18 protein-coding genes are annotated in these 19,624 nt (G+C 72.8%); 12 read left to right on the plus strand and 6 right to left on the minus strand.

All coding sequences use genetic code 11. The features are described from left to right. Nucleotides 1–819, minus strand: a complete 819-nt coding sequence (locus ACFQ9Z_RS17215; protein ID WP_383017645.1) for an FAD/NAD(P)-binding protein — start codon at nucleotides 817–819, stop codon at nucleotides 1–3. Further along, nucleotides 816–2,000 (minus strand): 4Fe-4S dicluster domain-containing protein, encoded by a 1,185-nt coding sequence (locus ACFQ9Z_RS17220; RefSeq protein WP_383017648.1) that lies wholly within the window; start codon nucleotides 1,998–2,000, stop codon nucleotides 816–818. The genes ACFQ9Z_RS17215 and ACFQ9Z_RS17220 overlap by 4 nt, the downstream gene beginning before the upstream one ends. A 289-nt stretch (nucleotides 2,001–2,289) precedes the next feature. Between ACFQ9Z_RS17220 and acsA the strand changes: the two genes are divergently transcribed. From acsA to ACFQ9Z_RS17255, 7 genes are all read left to right on the plus strand, one after another. Further along, nucleotides 2,290–4,122 carry an acetate--CoA ligase gene (acsA, locus tag ACFQ9Z_RS17225; protein ID WP_383017651.1) on the plus strand — a complete coding sequence of 611 codons (1,833 nt, stop codon included), beginning with the start codon at nucleotides 2,290–2,292 and terminating at the stop codon, nucleotides 4,120–4,122. Then, on the plus strand, nucleotides 4,119–5,144 hold the full coding sequence (pdhA, locus tag ACFQ9Z_RS17230; RefSeq protein ID WP_383017654.1) for a pyruvate dehydrogenase (acetyl-transferring) E1 component subunit alpha: 1,026 nt from the start codon (nucleotides 4,119–4,121) through the stop codon (nucleotides 5,142–5,144). The genes acsA and pdhA overlap by 4 nt, the downstream gene beginning before the upstream one ends. Beyond that, nucleotides 5,141–6,220, plus strand: coding sequence for an alpha-ketoacid dehydrogenase subunit beta (locus tag ACFQ9Z_RS17235; RefSeq protein WP_383017657.1), 1,080 nt, complete (start codon nucleotides 5,141–5,143; stop codon nucleotides 6,218–6,220). Before pdhA ends, ACFQ9Z_RS17235 begins: the two co-directional genes overlap by 4 nt. 1 nt (nucleotide 6,221) lies before the next feature. Further along, complete coding sequence (locus ACFQ9Z_RS17240; RefSeq protein ID WP_383017660.1) at nucleotides 6,222–7,766, plus strand: dihydrolipoamide acetyltransferase family protein; 1,545 nt, start codon at nucleotides 6,222–6,224, stop codon at nucleotides 7,764–7,766. 5 nt (nucleotides 7,767–7,771) lie between these two features. Then, nucleotides 7,772–8,041 carry an acyl carrier protein gene (locus tag ACFQ9Z_RS17245; protein ID WP_383017663.1) on the plus strand — a complete coding sequence of 90 codons (270 nt, stop codon included), beginning with the start codon at nucleotides 7,772–7,774 and terminating at the stop codon, nucleotides 8,039–8,041. Nucleotides 8,042–8,092: 51 nt separating this feature from the next. Then, a complete protein-coding gene (locus ACFQ9Z_RS17250; RefSeq protein WP_383017666.1) occupies nucleotides 8,093–8,911 on the plus strand; it encodes a universal stress protein in 819 nt (272 codons plus the stop codon). Between the two features lie 123 nt (nucleotides 8,912–9,034). Beyond that, nucleotides 9,035–9,322 (plus strand): DUF1876 domain-containing protein, encoded by a 288-nt coding sequence (locus ACFQ9Z_RS17255; protein ID WP_383017669.1) that lies wholly within the window; start codon nucleotides 9,035–9,037, stop codon nucleotides 9,320–9,322. 12 nt (nucleotides 9,323–9,334) lie between these two features. On the opposite strand, the gene ACFQ9Z_RS17260 is transcribed toward ACFQ9Z_RS17255, so the two are convergent. Beyond that, nucleotides 9,335–10,012 (minus strand): CBS domain-containing protein, encoded by a 678-nt coding sequence (locus ACFQ9Z_RS17260; protein WP_383017672.1) that lies wholly within the window; start codon nucleotides 10,010–10,012, stop codon nucleotides 9,335–9,337. A gap of 114 nt (nucleotides 10,013–10,126) precedes the next feature. Here ACFQ9Z_RS17260 and ACFQ9Z_RS17265 point away from each other — a divergent pair, with 114 nt between their 5' ends. The 4 genes from ACFQ9Z_RS17265 (at nucleotide 10,127) to ACFQ9Z_RS17280 (ending at nucleotide 16,111) form a co-directional block, all read left to right on the plus strand. Further along, nucleotides 10,127–11,056: a pyridoxamine 5'-phosphate oxidase family protein gene (locus tag ACFQ9Z_RS17265; RefSeq protein WP_383017675.1), complete on the plus strand. Its 930-nt coding sequence runs from the start codon at nucleotides 10,127–10,129 to the stop codon at nucleotides 11,054–11,056. Between the two features lie 95 nt (nucleotides 11,057–11,151). Next, nucleotides 11,152–13,554, plus strand: a complete 2,403-nt coding sequence (locus ACFQ9Z_RS17270; protein WP_383017678.1) for a glycoside hydrolase family 65 protein — start codon at nucleotides 11,152–11,154, stop codon at nucleotides 13,552–13,554. 341 nt (nucleotides 13,555–13,895) lie between these two features. Then, nucleotides 13,896–14,906 (plus strand): DUF1259 domain-containing protein, encoded by a 1,011-nt coding sequence (locus ACFQ9Z_RS17275; protein WP_383017681.1) that lies wholly within the window; start codon nucleotides 13,896–13,898, stop codon nucleotides 14,904–14,906. Beyond that, a complete protein-coding gene (locus ACFQ9Z_RS17280) occupies nucleotides 14,906–16,111 on the plus strand; it encodes a cytochrome P450 (protein ID WP_383017685.1) in 1,206 nt (401 codons plus the stop codon). Before ACFQ9Z_RS17275 ends, ACFQ9Z_RS17280 begins: the two co-directional genes overlap by 1 nt. A 188-nt stretch (nucleotides 16,112–16,299) precedes the next feature. Here ACFQ9Z_RS17280 and ACFQ9Z_RS17285 read toward each other — a convergent pair whose 3' ends face one another. Then, the gene (locus ACFQ9Z_RS17285) at nucleotides 16,300–16,440 is read right to left on the minus strand and encodes a hypothetical protein (protein ID WP_383017688.1); all 141 of its coding nucleotides are present in this window, start codon (nucleotides 16,438–16,440) and stop codon (nucleotides 16,300–16,302) included. A 17-nt stretch (nucleotides 16,441–16,457) separates the two neighbouring features. Next, the gene (locus ACFQ9Z_RS17290) at nucleotides 16,458–17,579 is read right to left on the minus strand and encodes an alcohol dehydrogenase catalytic domain-containing protein (protein WP_383017691.1); all 1,122 of its coding nucleotides are present in this window, start codon (nucleotides 17,577–17,579) and stop codon (nucleotides 16,458–16,460) included. Between the two features lie 101 nt (nucleotides 17,580–17,680). Here ACFQ9Z_RS17290 and ACFQ9Z_RS17295 point away from each other — a divergent pair, with 101 nt between their 5' ends. Then, a complete protein-coding gene (locus tag ACFQ9Z_RS17295) occupies nucleotides 17,681–18,574 on the plus strand; it encodes a LysR family transcriptional regulator (RefSeq protein WP_383017694.1) in 894 nt (297 codons plus the stop codon). A 241-nt stretch (nucleotides 18,575–18,815) separates the two neighbouring features. Here the strand turns inward: ACFQ9Z_RS17295 and ACFQ9Z_RS17300 are convergent, their stop codons facing one another. After that, nucleotides 18,816–19,565 carry a class I SAM-dependent methyltransferase gene (locus ACFQ9Z_RS17300; RefSeq protein WP_383017697.1) on the minus strand — a complete coding sequence of 250 codons (750 nt, stop codon included), beginning with the start codon at nucleotides 19,563–19,565 and terminating at the stop codon, nucleotides 18,816–18,818. Nucleotides 19,566–19,624 lie beyond the last annotated feature (59 nt).

The following is a 19,624-nucleotide window of genomic DNA, read 5'->3' on the forward strand; positions in this document are numbered from 1 at the left end:
TCACAACTCCCCCACCAGGAGCAGGTCCGCCACCCGGTCGTAGCCGACTACCGGGCCGTCGCGGCACAGCAGGAGCGGGCCGAGCTGGCAGTGGCCGCAGTGGCCGGTGGCGCACCGCATGTTCCGTTCCAGGGACACCTGGACGCGGTGCGGGACGACGCCCCGGACGACGAGGGCGCGTGCGGTGTGGCGCATCATCACCTCGGGCCCGCACACCAGCGCGCACGAGCGTGCCGGGCGCAGCTCGACGCGGTCCAGGAGCGTGGTGACCACGCCGACCGCGCCCCGCCAGCCGGGACCGGGCCGGTCGACGGTCACCTCGACCCGGGCCTGGCCGCGCCAGCGCTCGATCTCGTCGCGGTACACCAGGTCGCCGGGCGTACGGGTGCCGACGAGGACCGCCAGCCGGCCGTGTGCGGCCGGCCGGCCCAGGAGCCGGTGGACGACCGGCCGCAGCGGAGCCAGCCCGATGCCGCCGGCGACCACCAGGACGTCGTGCCCCGCGGCCGCTTCGAGGTCCCAGCCGGTGCCGTACGGCCCGCTGAGTCCGACGGTGTCGCCCGGGCGCAGCCGGTACAGCGCGGTCGAGACGGCGCCCACCGCGCGCACGGTGTGCACGAGCCCCCCGTGGCGGCCGCGCAGCGCGCTCACGGAGACCGGCACCTCACCGACCCCGAAGGCGTAGATCATGGCGAACTGCCCCGGCGAGAAGGGCGCGAGTGCCTGCCCGGCCGGTACCAGCTCGACCGACCGGGTGTCGGCGGTCTCGTCCCAGGCGCCGGCGACCCGGTACGGCAGCGGGGGCGTCACGGTGGTCACGGTGGCTCCGGATCGGCTGCGGGCTCCTGAGACCGTGTCCAGTCGTGCAGGGCGGCCGCTTCCTCGGTGATGTCGATCCCGACCGGGCACCACACGATGCAGCGTCCGCAGCCCACACAACCGGACGAGCCGAACTGGTCGTACCAGGTGCCGAGTTTGTGGGTCATCCACTGGCGGTAGCGGCTGCGCGCGGAGGAGCGGACCGGGCCGCCGTGCAGCCGGGAGAAGTCCAGGTCGAAGCAGGAGTCCCACAGCCGCCAGCGCTCCGCGTGGTCACCGGTGAGGTCCGTGACGTCCTCGGTGGTGGTGCAGAAGCAGGTGGGGCACACCATGGTGCAGTTTCCGCAGGTCAGGCACCGCCCGGCGACGTCGTCCCAGCGCGGCGCGTCGAGTGTCCCCGCCATCAGCTCCCGCAGACCGGCCTCCGGCATCGTCCGGCCCATGCGCCCCGCGGCGGCATCGACGCCCGCGCGAGCGGTCTCCTGGGTCTGCGGGTCGGCCGGGCGGGCGGGCAGTTCGGCCAGGATCTCCGCGCCTTCCCGGCTGCCGCTGCGGACCCAGAAGCGGTGGCCGTCCTCGTCGGTCACCTCGGTCATCACCAGGTCGTAGCCGGGACCCGCCGCGGGTCCGGTGCCCATGGAGACGCAGAAGCACGTGGCTCCTGGCTCCGTGCACTCGACCACGATCAGCAGGGCGCCGGAACGCCGCCGCTCGTACCCGGGGTCGCGGTGCGCCCCGCCGGTCAGCACCCGGTCCTGGACGGCGATGGCCCGCAGATCGCACGGGCGCACACCCAGGAAGGCGTATCGAGGCGGTTCGGCCCGGTCGGCGCCGAAGACCAGTCCGCCCTCCGCCCGGTCGGCGCTCCACTCGCGCACCCGCGCCGGATGCAGGAAGGACTTCCACGACTGGGGGCCGGCGGCGTTCGCGAAGGCAGCGCCGTCCGGCCGCTGTCGCAGCCGGTACCGCCCGGCCTCCAGCTCCACACCCCATCCGTAGGGCAGTTCGTCGGCCGAACCCAGCTCCGCCAACACGATGGCCCCGTCCCGCACGGTGGGTCCGATCACGGTGTAACCGCGCCGGATCAGCACGTCCACGAGCGCGGTCATGCCGTCCCGGCCCATGACGACCCCGTCGGGAGCGGCCGGCCGGGATACCTCCACCTCGGCGTCGGCACCCATGACCGACCTCCTTCGGCACAGCGGACGGCGCACGGAGCGCCGCCGTCCCCCCAAGCCCACGATCGCAGCATTTCGGGTGCGGCGCCGCGCCGACAGAGCCGCGTGGCACCTGTGCGGGGGCCGTTGGTCCCGTCGCCCCCGCCCGGAGCTCTCCGGGGAACCGGAGGCCGTCACGGGCCGGGACCGCGGATCTGAGCCGTCCGGCCGCGGACGGGGGTCCTTCGACCCAGTGCGGACGGGGCGTGCCGGGTGGATGGTCGAAGCGGGCCTGAAGGAAGGAGGGGCCGGCATGCCATGGGAGACCATCCGGAAGGACACCCCGCCGCGCACCGCCCCCAATCTGCGCGACTACGACAAGGAATGCGCGGGCTTCTCCTGGCAGGCGGCACGCGGCAGGATGCAGGGGCTGCCCGGCGGGCGGGGTCTGAACATCGCGCACGAGGCCGTGGACCGGCACGCGGCGTCGGAGCGGGCCACGGCGGTCGCGCTGCGCTGTGTCGGGCGGGACGACTCCGTCACCTCAGTGACCTATGCGGACCTGGCCCGCTCGACGGCACGGTTCGCCAACGTGCTCCGCGGCCTCGGCATCGGGTACGGCGACCGGGTGGTGACGCTGCTGGAGCGCTGCCCCGAGCTGTACACCGTGGTCCTCGGGACGCTGAAGAACACCAGTGTCCTGTGCCCGCTGTTCTCCGCCTTCGGACCGGACCCGGTGTTCCAGCGGGTGACGCTGAGCGACGCGCAGGTGCTGGTCACCACGGCGGACCTGTACCGGAGGAAGGTCGCCGGGCGCCGGCACAGCCTCGCCGGCCTGCGGCACGTTCTGATCGTCGGGGACGGGGCGGACGAACTGCCCGGCACCCGGTCCTTCGGCGCGCTGATGGCCGCCGCGGCCGATACCTTCACCATCCCGCCGACCTCACCGCACGACATGGCCCTGCTGCACTTCACGAGCGGCACGACCGGCATCCCCAAGGGCGCGGTGCACGTGCACGAGGCGGCCGTCGCCCACTACATGACCGCGCTGTACGCCCTCGACCTCCATCAGGACGACGTGTTCTGGTGCACGGCGGACCCGGGCTGGGTGACGGGCATGTCCTACGGGATCGTCGCTCCCCTCATGCACGGCGTGACGGTCGTCGTGGACGAGGGCGACTACGACGCCCGCCGCTGGTACCGGATCCTCGCCGAGCAGCGGGTGAGCGTCTGGTACACGGCGCCGACGGCGCTGCGCATGCTGATGCGGACGACGCCGCGGACGGGGCCGTTCGACCTGCCCCGCTCGTTCGACCTCGGTGCGCTGCGGTTCATCGCGTCGGTGGGCGAGCCGCTCAACCCCGAGGCGGTGGTGTGGGGCCGGGACGTGCTCGGGCTGCCGGTGCACGACAACTGGTGGCAGACCGAGACCGGCGCCATCATGATCGCCAACTTCGCGTCCTGCGACATCCGCCCCGGCTCGATGGGGCGTCCGCTGCCCGGCGTGGAGGCGGCTGTGCTGCGGCGCGGCGAGGACGGCCGGGCCGAGGTCGCCGGCGGGCGCGTCACCGTGCTGGAGGAGCCCGGGGTGGACGGTGAGCTGGCGCTGCGGCCCGTCTGGCCCTCCATGTTCCGCGGCTATCTGCACGACGAGCCCCGCTCCGCCGCGGCCTTCGCCGACGGCTGGTACCTCACCGGCGACCTGGTGCGACGCGACGCCGACGGCTGGTACTGGTTCGTCGGGCGAGCCGACGACGTCATCAAGTCGGCAGGGCACCTCATCGGTCCGTTCGAGGTCGAGAGCGCCCTGATGGAGCACCCGGCGGTCGCCGAGTCCGGGGTCATCGGCAGGCCGGACCCCGTGGCCGGGAACATCGTCAAGGCGTTCGTCACGCTGCGGCCGGGCTACGACGCGAGCGGCGCGACCCGGCGGGATCTGCTCGCCTTCGCCCGGCGGCGGCTGGGGCCGGCCGTGGCGCCCCGCGAGATCGCCTTCGAGCAGCACCTACCGCACACCCGCAGCGGCAAGGTCATGCGCCGCCTGCTGCGGGCTCGTGAGCTCGGGCTGCCCGAGGGCGACATCTCCACCCTGGAGGACTCCACTTCGCGGCCCGCCCCCGCGGCGAGGACGGAGCAGCCGGCATGACCACCACCCGCACTCCCCGCGCACCACGGCCGGCCGCCCGGCCGAACCGTCAGGCGGCACACCGCCTGGCCCTGCTGGAGTCGATGCTGCGCGTCCGGCGGTTCGAGGAACGCTGTGTGGAGCTGTACAGCGCGGCGCGCGTCCGGGGCTTCATGCACCTGTACATCGGCGAGGAAGCCGTGGCCGTCGGCGTCAGCGAGGCGCTCACGGACGACGACGCGGTCGTGTCGACGTACCGCGAACACGGGCACGCACTGGCCCGCGGGGTGCCGGCCGAGGCGATCATGGCCGAGATGTTCGGCAAGGTCACCGGCTGCAGCCGCGGCCGTGGCGGCTCGATGCACCTCTTCGACGCCGGCCGCCGCTTCTACGGCGGCAACGCGATCGTCGGCGGCGGGCTCCCGCTCGCCGCCGGCCTCGCGCTCGCCGACCGCATGACCGGCCGCTCCCGCGTCACCTGCTGCTTCTTCGGTGACGGCGCCTTCGCCGAGGGCGAGTTCCACGAGACAGCCAACCTCGCCGCGCTCTGGCGCCTGCCCCTGCTGCTGGTCTGCGAGAACAACCTGTACGCGATGGGCACCGCGCTCGCCCGCCACCAGGCCCAGACCGACCTCGCGCTGCGTGCGGCCGCCTACGGCATGGTCTCCTGGGCGGTGGACGGCATGGACGTCCTCGCCGTCGAGGACGCCGCCCTGCGCGCCGCCGAAGGGGTACGGGCCGGGACCGGACCGCACTTCCTGGAGATGCGCACGTACCGCTTCCGCGCCCACTCCATGTACGACTCCGACCGCTACCGCGACAAGGACGAGATCGAGCACTGGAAGGAACGCGACCCGGTCGAGGGACTCGCCCGGCGGCTGCGGGAGGCGAAGGAGCTCACCGACGAGGCCCGCACCGCGCTGGAGGACCGGCTGGCCGCCGAGATCGACACGGCCGTGGAGGTGGCCGAGCGGGCTCCGGAGGAGCCGGTCGAGGACCTGCTGAAGTACGTGACCAGCCCGGCGGAGGCGACGCGGCCATGACCACGACCCACACCCCCGCGGCCGGGGCGGCGGCACCCTCCGCCCCGAAGACGACCTACCGGGAGGCCGTGCGCGAGGCCCTGCGCGAGGCCCTGCGCACCGACGAGCGGGTGTTCCTGATGGGCGAGGACGTCGGCCGGTACGGCGGCTGCTTCGGCGTCAGCCTCGGCCTGCTGGAGGAGTTCGGGCCCGAGCGGATCCGCGACGCACCGCTGTCCGAGTCGGCGTTCGTCGGCGCCGGCATCGGCGCCGCCCTGTCCGGCATGCGGCCGATCGTCGAGATCATGACGGTCAACTTCAGCCTGCTGGCGCTGGATCAGATCCTCAACAACGCGGCGACCCTGCTCCACATGTCGGGCGGCCAACTGCCCGTGCCGATCGTGATCCGGATGACCACCGGCGCCGGACGGCAGCTCGCGGCCCAGCACTCGCACAGCCTGGAGGGCTGGTACGCGCACATCCCCGGCCTGCGGGTCCTCGCCCCGGCGACCCTCACCGACGCCCGCCGCATGCTGGCACCCGCGCTCGCCGACCCCGACCCGGTGCTGATCTTCGAGCACGGCACCCTGTACAACGTCTCCGGCGACGTGCCGGCCGACGCGGGGCCGGTCGACATCGACCACGCGGCCCTCCGCCGCCCCGGCACGGACGTCTCACTGATCACGTACGGCGGCTCCCTGCCCAAGGCGCTGGCCGCCGCCGACGACCTCGCCGCCGGCGGCGTCAGCGCCGAGGTCATCGATCTGCGCACGCTGCGCCCCCTGGACGACGCCACCGTGGGCGACTCGGTCGCGCGCACCCACCGTGCCGTCGTCGTCGACGAGGGCTGGCGCACCGGCAGCCTCGCCGCTGAGATCTCGGCACGCCTCACGGAACAGCACTTCTACGATCTCGACGCCCCCGTCGAGCGGGTGTGCAGCGCCGAAGTTCCCATCCCCTACGCGCGCAGGCTGGAGGAGGCCGCGCTGCCCCAGGTGAGCACCATCGTCGCGGCCGCGCACCGCGCCGTGGGCGAACCGGCGCCGGCTGCAGCCGCCGGGGCGCAACGGCAGCCGGTCGGCGGGAGGGCGGGCTGAGATGACCGCGTTCACCATGCCCTCGCTCGGCGCGGACATGGACGAGGGACTGCTGCGGGAGTGGCTGGTGCGCCCTGGGGACCGGGTGCGCAAGGGCGATGTCATGGCGGTCGTGGAGACGGACAAGGCGGCCATCGAGGTCGAGTGCTTCGAGTACGGGACCGTGGGTCGGCTGCTCGTCGGACCGGGGGCCCGGGTACCGGTGGGGACCCCGCTCGCGCTCATCGAGGACCAGGCCGTGCCGGACGTGCGGGCGAGCACCGGCGGGCCGGTGACGGCCGGGGCGGAGCGGGCTCCGGCCGGGTCCGCCGAGCCGGCCGGGGAGGCGATCGCGAGCGAGGCGTCCTCGCCGGCGGCGGCCGGCCGGGAACGGTCCGCACGGCACCGGCGCCCCGCGCCCCGGCGGAAGACGGCCCGCGAGCCCGAGGCCGCTGTGGAGCCGGTATGCGCCGGATCCCGGGACGAGCCGACCGAGGAGCACGCACGCGCGCGCCCGGGGCCGCCCGGTGGAACCGTCCCGGTGCCCGGCACGGGTCCGCTCGTACGGCACCTGGCCGATCTGCACGGTGTCGACCTGGCCACACTGCGCGGCACCGGCCGCGGCGGCCGGATCACACGCGCCGACGTGGAGCACGCCCAGCCGCCCCCCGAACCGAGAGTGCGGGCCACCCCGTACGCCCGGCGGCTCGCCCGAGAGCTGGGCGTCGACCTGACGGCGGTGCGGGGCACCGGGGACGCCGGAGCGGTGCGGGCGGCGGACGTGCGCACGGCCGTGCGCTCCCCCGCCTGTGGAGACGGGCCCGGGCGACCGGAGCCGGGCCCACTGAACGGCGAGCGGCGTCCGGACACCGCCGAGCGGGGCGAGGGCCGCCCGGAGGACCGTACGGACACCATGCGCCGTGCCATCGCCGGTCTCATGAGCCGCTCCAAGCGGGAGATCCCGCACTACTACCTGTCCACCACCATCGACCTGACGGCGGCCGAGGACTGGCTCCGCCGGACCAACCGCGACCGTTCGCCCGCCGGCCGGCTCGTGCCCGCGGCCCTGCTCCTGAAGGCCGCCGCCGTAGCGGCACGCGAGGTGCCGGCGCTCAACGGCTACTGGCTGAACGACGGGTTCGCCCCCGCCCCCGAGATCAACCTGGGCATCGCGGTCTCGCTCCGGCAGGGCGGACTGCTCGCCCCGGTGATCCACGACGCCGACACACTGCCGCCCGACGTCCTCATGACCCGTCTGAAGGAGGTGGTGCAGCGTGCCCGCCGGGGGCGGCTGCGCGGGACCGAGACGGCCGGCGCCACCCTGACCGTCACCAGCCTGGGCGACCAGGGCGTGGAGGCCGTGTTCGGGGTGATCCACCCGCCCCAGGTGGCCCTGGTCGGCTTCGGCGCCGTCGTCGAACGGCCGTGGGCGGCGGGCGGCATGCTCGGAGTGCGTCCGGTGGTGACCGCGACCCTGGCCGCCGACCACCGGGCCACGGACGGCGCCGTGGGGGCGCGCTATCTCACCGCGGTCGGCCGACTTCTGCAGAGACCGGAGGAGCTGTGAGCTGGATGAAGCCACTGAACGACACGGAGGCCCGGTCGCTGGTCGAGGAGGCGATCACGCAGATCGTCCCCGATGCCGACTTCACCCTGGTCGGACCGGACGACAGGTTCCGCGACGTGCTCGAACTGGACTCGCTCGACTTCCTCAGCCTGGTCGAGCTGCTGTCCGAGCGTGCGGGCGTCCGTATCGACGAGGAGGACTACCCGGACCTGACCACGCTGTCCGCCACGACACGGTTCCTGGTCGAAAGGACCGGCACCGGCCAGCGGGCATGACCGGGCTCAGTGACGAAAGCGGCGCGTGCGGCAGGAGAGGAGACAGGCGCGGTGACGATTCCCCTGGTGGTGGGCGTCGACGGATCCGAGGCGAGTCTCGAGGCCGTCGACTGGGCCGCCGGCGAGGCGGCCCGGCACGGGGTCCCGCTCCACCTGCTGCACGCGGCGGCCGGTGAGCGGGAGGCGTCCGCAGTGCTCGGCGCTGCCTCGGCGCGCGCCAGGCAGGCCGCTCCGGCGGTGGTGCTGTCCAGCGAGGTGTCGCACGAGGACGCGGCCACCGCCCTGGTCGGCGAGGGGCGCAACGCCTTCGCGCTGGTGCTGGGGAACAGGGGCCTCGGGGATCTCTCCGGCATGCTCCTCGGCTCGGTCGGCCTCGCCGTGGCAGCGCGCGCCGACTGCCCGGTGGTCGTGGTCCGCGGCGGTTCCGAGCACCGCGCCGCCGAGTTCGGAAGCGTCGTCGTGGGCGTCGAGGACGGCGAGAACAGCGGCACGGCCGTGGACTTCGCGGTGCGCGAGGCCCAGGTGCGGCACTGCCGGCTCGAGGCCGTGCACGCCTGGAGCGCACCGGCCGGTGCGTGTACGACGCCGCAGGCGTCCTCCTGGCAGTTGGAGGCGCACCGGCGTCCCCCGGCCCAGGTTCTCGACGACGCCCTGCGCCGGCCCGCGGAGAGGTACGGCGACACCAGGGTGAGCCGGCGCCTGATCGAGGAGCCGGCTCGCCGGGCGCTGCTGGAGGCCGCGTCGGCCGCGGATCTGCTGGTCGTGGGCGCCAGGCGGCGGCTGGGGCATCCGGGGCTGCAACTCGGCCTGGTCAACCACGCGTTGCTGCATCACGCACCGTGTCCCGTGGCCGTCGTCCCGCAGGTGTGACCGCCGCGGGACCGGCTTCCAGGGCCGGTCGCCGGTGCGCCGGGGACCTTCGGCCCCGTGCTGCGGCACGGCTGCCGTCGCATCGTGGAGGGGCGCCAGGCAACGCCAGGCAAGGAGAGAACGATGCCGCACACAGGACAGTGGAAGGTACGTCTCGACCTCTTCGAGGACGACGACGGTACGACCAAGGCACACCTGGTGCTGGACACCGGCACCACGGCACTCACCGGCCACGGGTCCGCGCACTGCCATCCGGCGGACACCAACGTGCCGGAGATCGGCGACGAGCTGGCGGCGGGCAGGGCCCTGGTGGATCTCGCCCATCAGCTGCTGGAGACCGCCGAACGCGACGTCCGGGCCATGGCCGCCGCACGACCCGACACCCGTCGGACGGCCGGACAGCCCCTCTGAGACCCGGCTGCCTCACGGTGTTCCGGCAGGGGTCTCCCCTGCGCCGCCGGTCCGGACGGCGATCCGCGCTGTGACCGAGACCACGCCGTCGACCCCCCGGCACAGCTGCTCGACGACGGGGATGAGACTTCCGTGCTCCACGGTGCCCGCGAGGGCGACCCGCCCGTCGCGCACCTCCGCGGTGACGTCCCTCGGATCCAGCCCCAGGGTGCGCCGCAGCACATCTGTGGTGATCTCCTCGCGGATGGCCTCGTCTCGCCGGAGGAAGACCCGCAGCAGGTCACTCCGGCTGACGATGCCCAGCAGCCGGTCCGCCTCGTCGACCACGGGCAGGCGTTTGACCTTCTGGGTCTCCATGAGGCGGGCGGCCTCGACCACGGTCCACTCGGGCCGTGCGCACACCGCTGGGGCGGACATGAGTTCCTCGGCGCGGGAGCCCCCGGCCTTGGCCCGCTCCCAGGCCTCCAGATGCGGGATGGGGGCCCTGCCGGACGGGTCGGCCTGGTCGGCGCTCTTGCGCAGCAGGTCGGCCTCCGACACCACGCCCATCGGACGGCCGATCTCGTCCACCACGGGTACGGCGGTGACCCCATTGTCCTCCAGCAGCCTGACGAGCTCCTTGAACGACGTGTCGGGCCGTGCCCGGACGACGTCCCGGGACATGAGCTCCTCGACTGTTCGGTGATGCATGGTGCCTCCCGGGTGCGGGGCGCCCGCCTCGCTGCTGGAGCCGCCGCCCCGTGCGGCGGTGCGGCCCGCGTGGCAGGTTGGATACAGCACCATTCTCAGGAGAGGGCGGCGAGCATGCGAGCTCACCTCGGCGACCAACTCGTCATCGAGAGCCCGGCCACCGGCGGTGCCAGGCGCGACGGCGAGATCGTCGGACTCCACCATGACGACGGAACACCCCCCTACGACGTGCGCTGGTCGGACACGGACGACGTGACGCTCGTGTTCCCCGGCCCGGACGCCCACCTACGCCATCTCGAGCACGAACGGTCGCCGGAGGCGGGCGAGGCGCCGCCGACAACCGGCGAGGCGGCGGCCGCGACCACGGCGACCGGGCCGACAGGGCCGACCGGCAAGGACAACCCCGGTGACACCGGCCGGCGGGTGGCCGCCGAACGCCGAAGGCGCGGCCTCAGCCGGGAGGAGACGGCCGGCCGCGCGCGGATGTCGCCCCACTACCTGGCCTACCTGGAGGAACAGCCGGCCGATCCGTCGTTGGCGACGCTCATCAGGCTGGCGGACGCGCTGGGCACGTCGGTCGCGGCGCTGCGTGGCGGAGGCATCGATCTCCCGCCCGGTCAGGGCCGCGCGCTGCTGCATCCCGAACTCCGGGACCTCAGCCCGCAGGAGTGCCGCACCCTGCTCTCCACCCACGGGGTGGGGCGCGTAGCGCTGTCGACGTCCGAGGGCCGCCCGGCGGTGGTCCCGGTCAACTACGAATTCGTCGATGACGCCATCGTCTTCCGGACGGCACCCCACTCCGTGACGGCGGCGGCAGCGGAGACGGAGGTCGCCTTCGAGGTGGACCACGTGGACGACGCCCTGAGTCAGGGCTGGAGCGTACTCGCCGTCGGACCGGCACGTGTGCTGACGGACCCGGAGGCGGTACGCCGGCTCACCCAGCGGGCGCACACCAGGCCGTGGGCGGGCGGCGAGCGCGAGATGTGGGTGTCGATCGAACCCACCAGCCTCACGGGCCGCCGGATCACCCCTGCCGGCCGGTAGCCGCGTGGTCGCCGGCGCTCGCCGGCGGCACGGCCGCTGCGGTCCGCGGCCCGGCCGGGCCGGCACAGCCCGCGAAGCGGAGGGAATGGCGCCGGATGTCGGAGTGGACCTGGGACTGGACGGGGTACGACCCTGCCGCCGAGCAACTGCGTGAGTCCCTCTGCACGCTGGGCAACGGCTACTTCGCCACACGCGGCGCGCTGCCGGAACGCCGGGCCGGCCTGGTCCACTGTCCGGGCACCTACGCGGCGGGGTGCTACAACCGCCTGGAGTCGGCCGTCGCGGGGCGGCGGGTCGTGAACGAGGACATGGTCAATCTCCCCAACTGGCTCTGCCTGCGGTTTCGGGCGCGCCACGCGGACGGGACGTGGGGCCCGTGGTTCTCCCCCGGCACGCACACCCTGCTGGAGCACCGGCACACCCTGGACCTGCGCCGAGGCACACTCGCGCGCTCCTCCCGCCACCGGCACGACGAGCTGGGCGTGTTCGACGTCCAGCAGACCCGCCTGGTGCACATGGAGGACCCGCACCTGGCCGCACTGCGGACCGTGCTCACGGCCGAGGACTGGACCGGGCACATCGAGATCGAGAGCTCTCTGGACGGCGACGTCATCAACGGCAACGTGCACCGCTACCGGGCACTCGACCGCCACCACCTGAACCACGTGCGAACCGGTGCGAACGAACCCCACACCATCTGGCTGACCTGCCGCACCAGCACATCGGACATCGCCGTCGCCCTGGCCGCCCGGACGACGGTCCGCGGGGACGAGGCTCCGGTCTCCTCGGTGTTCCGGCCCGCCCGCCACCGCGCCGTGCACCGTCTGGTCGTCCCCGTCACGCGCGGCCGGCCCGTCACCGTGGACAAGACGGTGGCCCTGCACACCTCGCGGGACACGGCGATCAGCGGCCCCCTCGGCGAGGCCGCCGACCGGGTGTCCGCGGCGGCGGACTTCACGACCCTGCTCGGCTCGCATGCCGCGGCCTGGGACCGGCTGTGGCGACGCGCGGACGTGCGGGTGCCGGGAGAGGCCGGCCGTGTCCTCCGCTTCCATCTCTTCCACGTCCTGCAGACGCTGTCACCGCACACGGCGGAGCTGGACGTGGGGGTGCCTGCCCGGGGTCTGCACGGCGAGGCCTACCGGGGTCACGTGTTCTGGGACGAGCTCTTCGTGCTCCCCTATCTCAACCTGCACCTGCCGGAGGTCTCCCGGGCACTGCTGGACTACCGTCACCGGCGCCTACCCCGGGCCTGCGCGGCGGCGGACGCGGCCGGCCGGGCCGGGGCGATGTATCCGTGGCAGAGCGGAAGCAACGGGCGTGAGGAGTCCCAGGAGTGGCATCTCAACCCCGCGTCGGGCCGCTGGCTGCCGGACCACTCGCGCCTCCAGCACCACGTCGGTTCGGCGATCGCCTACAACGTCTGGCAGTACTGCGAGGCCACCGGTGACAAGGAGTACCTGCACACCAAAGGCGCGGAGATGCTGCTGCAGATCGCCCGCTTCTGGGCGGACCTGGCGGTCTTCGACCGTGGCGCCCGCCGCTACCGGATCCGCGGTGTCGTCGGCCCCGACGAGTACCACGACAGCTGTCCCGGCGCCGCGAAGCCCGGGCTGGACGACAACGCGTACACCAACGTCACCGCCGCCTGGGTCCTCACCCGCGCCCTGGAGCTCGTACGGCGCCTCCCCGCGTGGCGGCGCGAGGAACTGTTCCAGCGGCTCCGGCTGAACGCCGACACTCTGCCGGAGTGGGACGATGTCTCCAGACGGCTGCGGGTGCCCTTCCACCAAGGCGTCATCAGCCAGTTCGAGGGCTACGACGACCTGACCGAACTCGACTGGGACGCGTACCGCACCCGCTACGGCAGCATCCGGCGGCTGGACCGCGTGCTCGAGGCGGAGGGCGACACGGTCAACCGGTACAAGGCGTCCAAGCAGGCCGACGTCCTCATGCTCGGTTACCTGTTCTCGCCCACGGAACTGCGTGCCCTGTTCCGGCGTCTCGGTTACCACCTGGACGACGAGATCTGGCGCGGCACCGTCGACTACTACCTCCGGCGCACCAGCCACGGCTCGACCCTCAGTGAACTCGTCCACGGCCTGGTCCTCGCCAGAGCCAGACGGGCCGACGCCTGGCAGTACGTCCACGAAGCCCTGGAGGCGGACATCGCCGACATCCAGGGCGGCACCACGGGCGAGGGCATCCACCTCGGGGCCATGGCCGGAACCCTCGACCTGGTCCAGCGCGGCCTGACGGGACTGGAGACACGCGAGGACGCCCTGTGGCTGGACCCGGTGCCCCTGCCGGCGCTGTCCGAGTACGGGTTCTCGCTCCACTACCGGGGTCACTGGGGTGTCGGCGTGCGCCGCCGGAGCGGACAGCTGGAGATCGCCGTACCCGACTCGGAGCAGTCCGCGATCCGCGTGGTCCTGGCCGACCGGGCGGTGACCATCGCCCCCGGGGAGACGTGCACGCTCATTCTGCCGAAGGACTGACGCCGCGGCGGTAGCCGCCGTGCGCCGGCACATGAAGGGCCCAGGTCACCTGCGGCAGGTTCAGGCTGAGCACCAGCGGCTCGACGACCGTGACGGTGAAGGCGAGGACGACAGAAGAACTAGCGGGCGCACGCCGCGCCGCGAGGGTCGCCGCGTTCCCGCACCGGCGCGCTCCGACGTCCCGCGACCTCCCCGTCGGCCTCCCCCGTGGTTCCGGCAGGAGCCCGGGCCACCACGGGCCGCGCCTCCGACTCGTGCGTTAGCCCACCTGCGGGATGTGTTGCGTCGGTCACCGGACAACGGGGGTTCCGGTGCTTCGATCGAGTCAGGAGGCATATGTCATGGCTGACAAGCGACAGCAGGACTCACCATCCCCCATCCCTACGTCCCGGCGCCGGGTACTGGCCGCGGCCGCTCTCGCGCCCGCCCTCGCGCCCGTGCTCGGCGCTACGCCGGCCCGGGCCGGCGCCCTGTCCGGCCGGCAGGACGACCACGCCCTGATCCAACCGGTGATGACCAAGCTGACGGACTGGGCGGACGTCGGCGCGGCACTGGGCCGGCCTGGTGACATGAAGCGATTCATGTACCACACAGCCTTCCCGCGCCTGGACCTCAAGGTCTTCTCTCGAGGCGTTCTGGTCGATCCTGCGCTCGCCCTGGGCACACACGTGTCCTTCGTCCGGTACGCGGACCTCAGCACGCTCCTGATGGGCGACACCGTGGTCACCGAAGGCGAACTGCAGCGTTTCTGCGATGTCCTGCAACGGCACGGGATCATGCAGACCGCCATCCACAAGCACCTGCTCGCCCACCAGCCGCCTGTCTGGTGGGTCCATGTGCACGCGCACGGTCACGATCCGGTGGCTGTCGCCCGGGGCTTGCGCGCCGCGCTCGACCGCACCGGTACCCCGCCGGCCGTACCCGCCGGGTCCACGCCGCCCGTCGACCTGGACACCACCGCCATCGACGCCGCGATGGGCGTCAAGGGCATCGCTGACGGTGTGATCTACAAGAGCACCTTCGTCCGTCGTGAGACCGTCACCGACGGCCATATGGTGCTGCCTCCGGGGCTGGGAGCCACCACCTCGGTCAACTTCCAGCCACTCGGTGGCGGACGGGCCGCCCTCAGCGGTGACCTGGTCATGGTCGCCGACGAGGTACAGCCCGCGCTCACGGCCCTGCGACGCGGTGGCGTCGAACTCGTCGAGTTGCACCATCACAACCTCAACGACCAACCACGCCTGTTCTTCGTCCACTACTGGGCCGTCGGCAACGCGGTCAGGCTCGCCGAAGCCGTTCGCAAGGCCGTGGACACCACCAACGTCGTACCCATGGTCGGAGGAGCCGGCTGATGACCGCGGACAACGAGACACTCATCTGCCCGTTCGACTTCAGCAGAGCCCTGGATTTCGATCCCTCGCTCGAGTCCTTGATGCGGCACGGATCGCCCGTGCGCATCCGGCTTCCCTACGGCAGTGCGGATGCCTGGCTGGTCACGGGCTTCGACGCCGTCAAGCAGGTGACCACCGACCAGCGGTTCAGCAGGGCGGGCATCACCGGTCACGACTACCCCCGGATGACGCCGGAGCCCATCGTCTCCCCGGAGTCGATCAACGTGATGGACCCGCCGCACAGCAGCCGCGTGCGGCACCTGGCCTCGCAGGCCTTCACGCAGCAGCAGGTCGACGGCATGCGGCACCGGATCGTGCAGCTCGTGGACCGCCTGCTGGACGACATGGAGGAACAGGGACCGCCGGCGGACGTGGTCGAGCACCTGTCCGACAAGCTCCCCCGACACGCCGTCCTGGACCTCCTCGGCGTCAGGCGGGAGGAGTGGCCCTGGATCGAGGACGCCGTGCACCAACTCCTCGTCGTGGGCGCGGAGAACAAGGATGCCGCCATGAAGGCCAAGGCGGACATGGCGGCCTACTTCGCCGAACTCGTCGCACAACGCCGAAAGTCACCGGGTCCGGACATCATCAGCGCCATGGCCGCCGCGCAGGACGGCGACGAGCAGCTCGACGACAGGGAACTGGCCTTCCTCGCCCTGACGCTGGCGCTCAGCGGCCAGGACACCGCGACCTGTCAGATCAGCAACATCACCTATCTGCTCCTGACCCGTGCCGAGCTGCTGCAGCACCTCAGGAGCCGGCCCGAGACCGTGACCGACGTCCTGCACGAGATGCTCCGCTACATCCCGTTCCGCAAGGGGGTCGGAATCCCCCGGGTGGCTCTGGAGGACGTGGAACTCGACGGTGTGCACATCCGGGCAGGCGACTTCGTCCACGTCTCGTACCTGACGGCGAACCGGGACCCGGCGCGCTATCCGGATCCGGACGTCGTGGACCTCGACCGCCCCAGCGCTCCGCACATGACGTTCGGCTGGGGCGGACACCGGTGCATCGCGATGCCCCTCGCCATGGCAGAGCTAGAAGTGGCCATCGGCCGGATGGTGGAGAGGTTCCCCCGGCTGAGGCTCGCAGTGGCACCCGAGGAAGTGCGGTGGGACACGAAAACGATCAGACGGTTCCCGCTGGAGTTGCCGGTGGCCTGGTAGACGCCTCCGTGTGTCCGCGTCACGCAGACGCGGCTCCGGCAGGGGCGAGGACGAGTGTGACCGTGGGGGCGCCGTCGGCGGCGCCCGAGTTCAGCAGGGCCGGTTCCCGCCGGTGACCGACAGGCCCGCCGCCGCGGCGAGCGGCGAGAGCGTCGACGGCGTCCAGATGCGGTCGTTCATGCCCGAGATCACGCACCGCACCGGCTCGCCCGGTGCGGGGCGGGGCTGGGCACGGCCGCCGTCCGGTGCAACAGCACGGTCTTCGCGTCGAAGCGCATGGACCAGATGACCACGTGGCTCACCGCGCTCGCGACTTTCAGTCTGAGCACCGATCCGGGTCATTCCCTCAGCCGTGTGCCGAGGCCCGCCCCCGGTCCGGTCGGCGAGCCGACGGGATGAGGACGGTGCGGTCGAACGGGCCACCGTGTGCGGCGGCGTACGCGACGGCGTCGTTGACGGCGTGGAGGCCGAACGACCGCACCCGTTCGGGGGCGAGGTCCAGTGTGCCCGAGGCGATCAGCCGGACGATGCCGACGTTCGCCGTACGCGGGTACATCCACTGGCCGCGCACGGTGATGGAGTTGCGCATGATCCATGGGTACGGCAGTGCGAGGTCGTCGCCGCCGAGCATGCCCACGCCGCCCATGAGAACGACGCGGCCGGACTCGCGCACGGTCATGGCCGCCGTGCGCGACGCCGAACTGGGCGCACTCGGCGGCAGCAGGTCGATCACCATGTCGATCGGGCCGTCAGCCGCCGCGGACATCGCAGCGCGGTCGCCGGTCTCGTCCCCGGTCAGCGGGACCGGGCGCACACGCGGACCGAACCGGTCGGCGAGGAGGCCGAGGGCGGTCCGGTTGCGGCCCGGGGCGATCACGCGGGCCGCCCCCATGGCGAGCGCGACCGCGACCGCACTGCTGCCGAGGTTGCCGGTGGCCCCGCTGACGAGCAGCGTCTCACCGGCTGCGAGCCCGCCGGCCAGCAGCCCGCCGTAAGGGATGACGTGCACGCCGAGCGCGGCCCAGCGGGCCGGGTCGTCCCCCGCCGCCGCGGGCAGCGGGAAGACGTTCTCCGTCGGGACCCGCATGAACTCGGCGAACGAACCGTCGTGCAGGTGCCGGGCGAGCCGCGCGCCGCCCTCGCCGCGCGAACTCCAGCCCTGGAGTGTGATGTCGGGCGTCAGGGCGTCGTCCCGCGAACGCACCGTCGAGTCGCACCACACCAGGTCGCCGGGGCGCAGCCGGGTGGCGTCCGGGCCCACGTGGACGACCCGTCCCACCCCGCCGATCCCGGGCACGACGGGAGGGACCAGGGGGTAGTTCCGTTCGCCGCTGAAGACCTCGGCCGCATACGGGGCGACACAGGCGGCGATCACCTCGACCACCACCTCGCCGCCGCCGGCCCCGGGGTCGGGCACCTCCCGCACCGACAGCGGGGCTCCGAACCGCGTGAGAACTGCTGCTCGCACTGATGACCTCCGTGTTCCTCCGTGTTCGCCACGATCGACACTAGGGGCCGGGCGGACATGCGGGAAGCGACGATCACGCATCCGTGGTATGCGTAGGTGGCATGGATGTCTCCAGTACAGGTCTGCGGGTCCTGCGGCAGATCGCCGAGTCCGGCAGCTTCACCGCGGCGGCCACCCGGCTCGGCTACACCCAGTCGGCGGTCTCACGCCAGGCCGCGTCCCTCGAACGGAGCGCGGGCGCCACTCTGTTCGAACGCCGCCCCGACGGGGTGCGGCTCACCCCGGCGGGCCTGACCCTGCTGCGCCACGCCCGCACGATGCTGGACTGCCTCACGGCCGCCGAGCGCGACCTCACCGGCACCGCCCCGCGGACCGAACTGGTGCGGCTCGGGCTGTTCCTGAGCGCCGGCGCGGCCCTCCTGCCTCCCGCACTCACCCGCCTCGCGGGGAGCGACCCGCAGATCACGGTCACGACCACCGAGGGCAGCACGCCCTCCCTGATCCGGGCACTGCGCGCGGGCTCGGTCGACCTCGCCGTCCTGACGTCCCGCCCGCCCCACCGGCCCCTGGACGGCGAGTCGCCGCGCCTGCACGCCGAAACCGTCGCGGACACCGAGCTGGTCGTGGCGGCGTCTTCGACCGGCGAGTTCGCCGGCCGCACCGCGGTGCACGTCGACGAACTGGTCGCAGCCGCGTGGATCGCCGCTCCGGCGTCGAACACCGAGCCACTGCTCGGCGTCTGGCCCGGCCTGCCCGGGCGGCCGCGCGTCGTCCACTGCGCACGCGACTGGCTGACGAAGCTTCAGCTGGTCGCCGGTGGCTTCGGGGTGACAACGGTGCCCTTGCGGCTGTCGCCGGTGCTGCCGCCCGGGGTGAGCCTGCTGCACGTCGAAGGCGCGCCTCCCGAGATCCGCCGGGTTCTCGTGGCGAGACTCCCCGGCCACCCCAGCCCGGCGATCACGGCCGTCACCCGAGCGATCACCTCGACCACCTGATCCCTCGCGGAGCGCGCCGCCGTGACCAGGCAGGGCGATGCGGCGCTGCGGAGGAGTCGATCGGACGGGAACCGGCGCGCCGGCCAGGCGTCGGCTCAGAGCATGCGTCGTAGTGCGGTCTCCACGGCATCGATCGGTGGATCGCCTTCGGATCGTGTCCCGGCGCTGTCCGCTGTTTCGGCCGCCCACTCCGGCTCGTCGGAAGTCGGCGAGAAGAACGGATGCGACTCAGGTGCCGTGATCAGCCTCCTGGGCCGCGGAACTCGCGTCGGAACAATGCCGCGACGAGGAAGGCTTCGCCGAAGTGGGCGGATTCGGCGGGCTCGTCGCGCATCCGCCGGATCTCCACCTCCGTGAGGTCGGAGAAGATGCGGCGCAGGGACTGCGGGGTGTAGGCGAGCCCTCCGTGGAGGCGGGCGTCGCGGTAGAAGGCGGCGTCGGGGAGGACGGATCCCCCGTTCTCCGCGTCCGTGAAGCAGGTGAGCGCGAAGTAGCCGCCGGGTGCGAGGAGTTCGTCGAGCAGGGCGAGGTAGCTGATGCGGCGGTGGGGCGGCAGGTGGTGGAAGCAGCCCGAGTCGTAGATCAGGTCGTAACGCCCGCTCAGCCCGGTGCCCGTGAGGGCGAAGGCGTCCCCCCTGTGGAACCGGATACGGGCTCCGGCCTCGTGGGCGCGTTCCTCGGCCCAGTCCACGGCTGCCGGGGAGAGGTCGACGGCGTCCACCTGGAAGCCGCGGGAGTCCAGGTAGAGGGCGTTGCGTCCGGGACCGCAGCCGAGGTCGAGCGCCCGGCCCGGGCGGATGAGCCGACGGTCGAGGTAGGAGGCGAGGTTTTCGTCCGGCTTGGCCTCGAAGAACGGCACGGCTCTGGAGCGGTCGGCGTAGAAGGTGTCCCACCAAGCTGCCGCGCCGCTCGTCCAGCGGTCGGCCTGCGGCGTGAACAGGTCGTCCAGAAGTTTCAGCACGTCCTCGACGGTGCGGATGCTCCGGTCCATCGGGCCCCCTTTCGTGTGGGGAGACAGTACGGCCAGGAGCACGACGTCTCGCCTCGGTG

Source organism: Streptomyces sp. NPDC056580 (assembly GCF_042793175.1).
Lineage (GTDB): Bacteria > Actinomycetota > Actinomycetes > Streptomycetales > Streptomycetaceae > Streptomyces.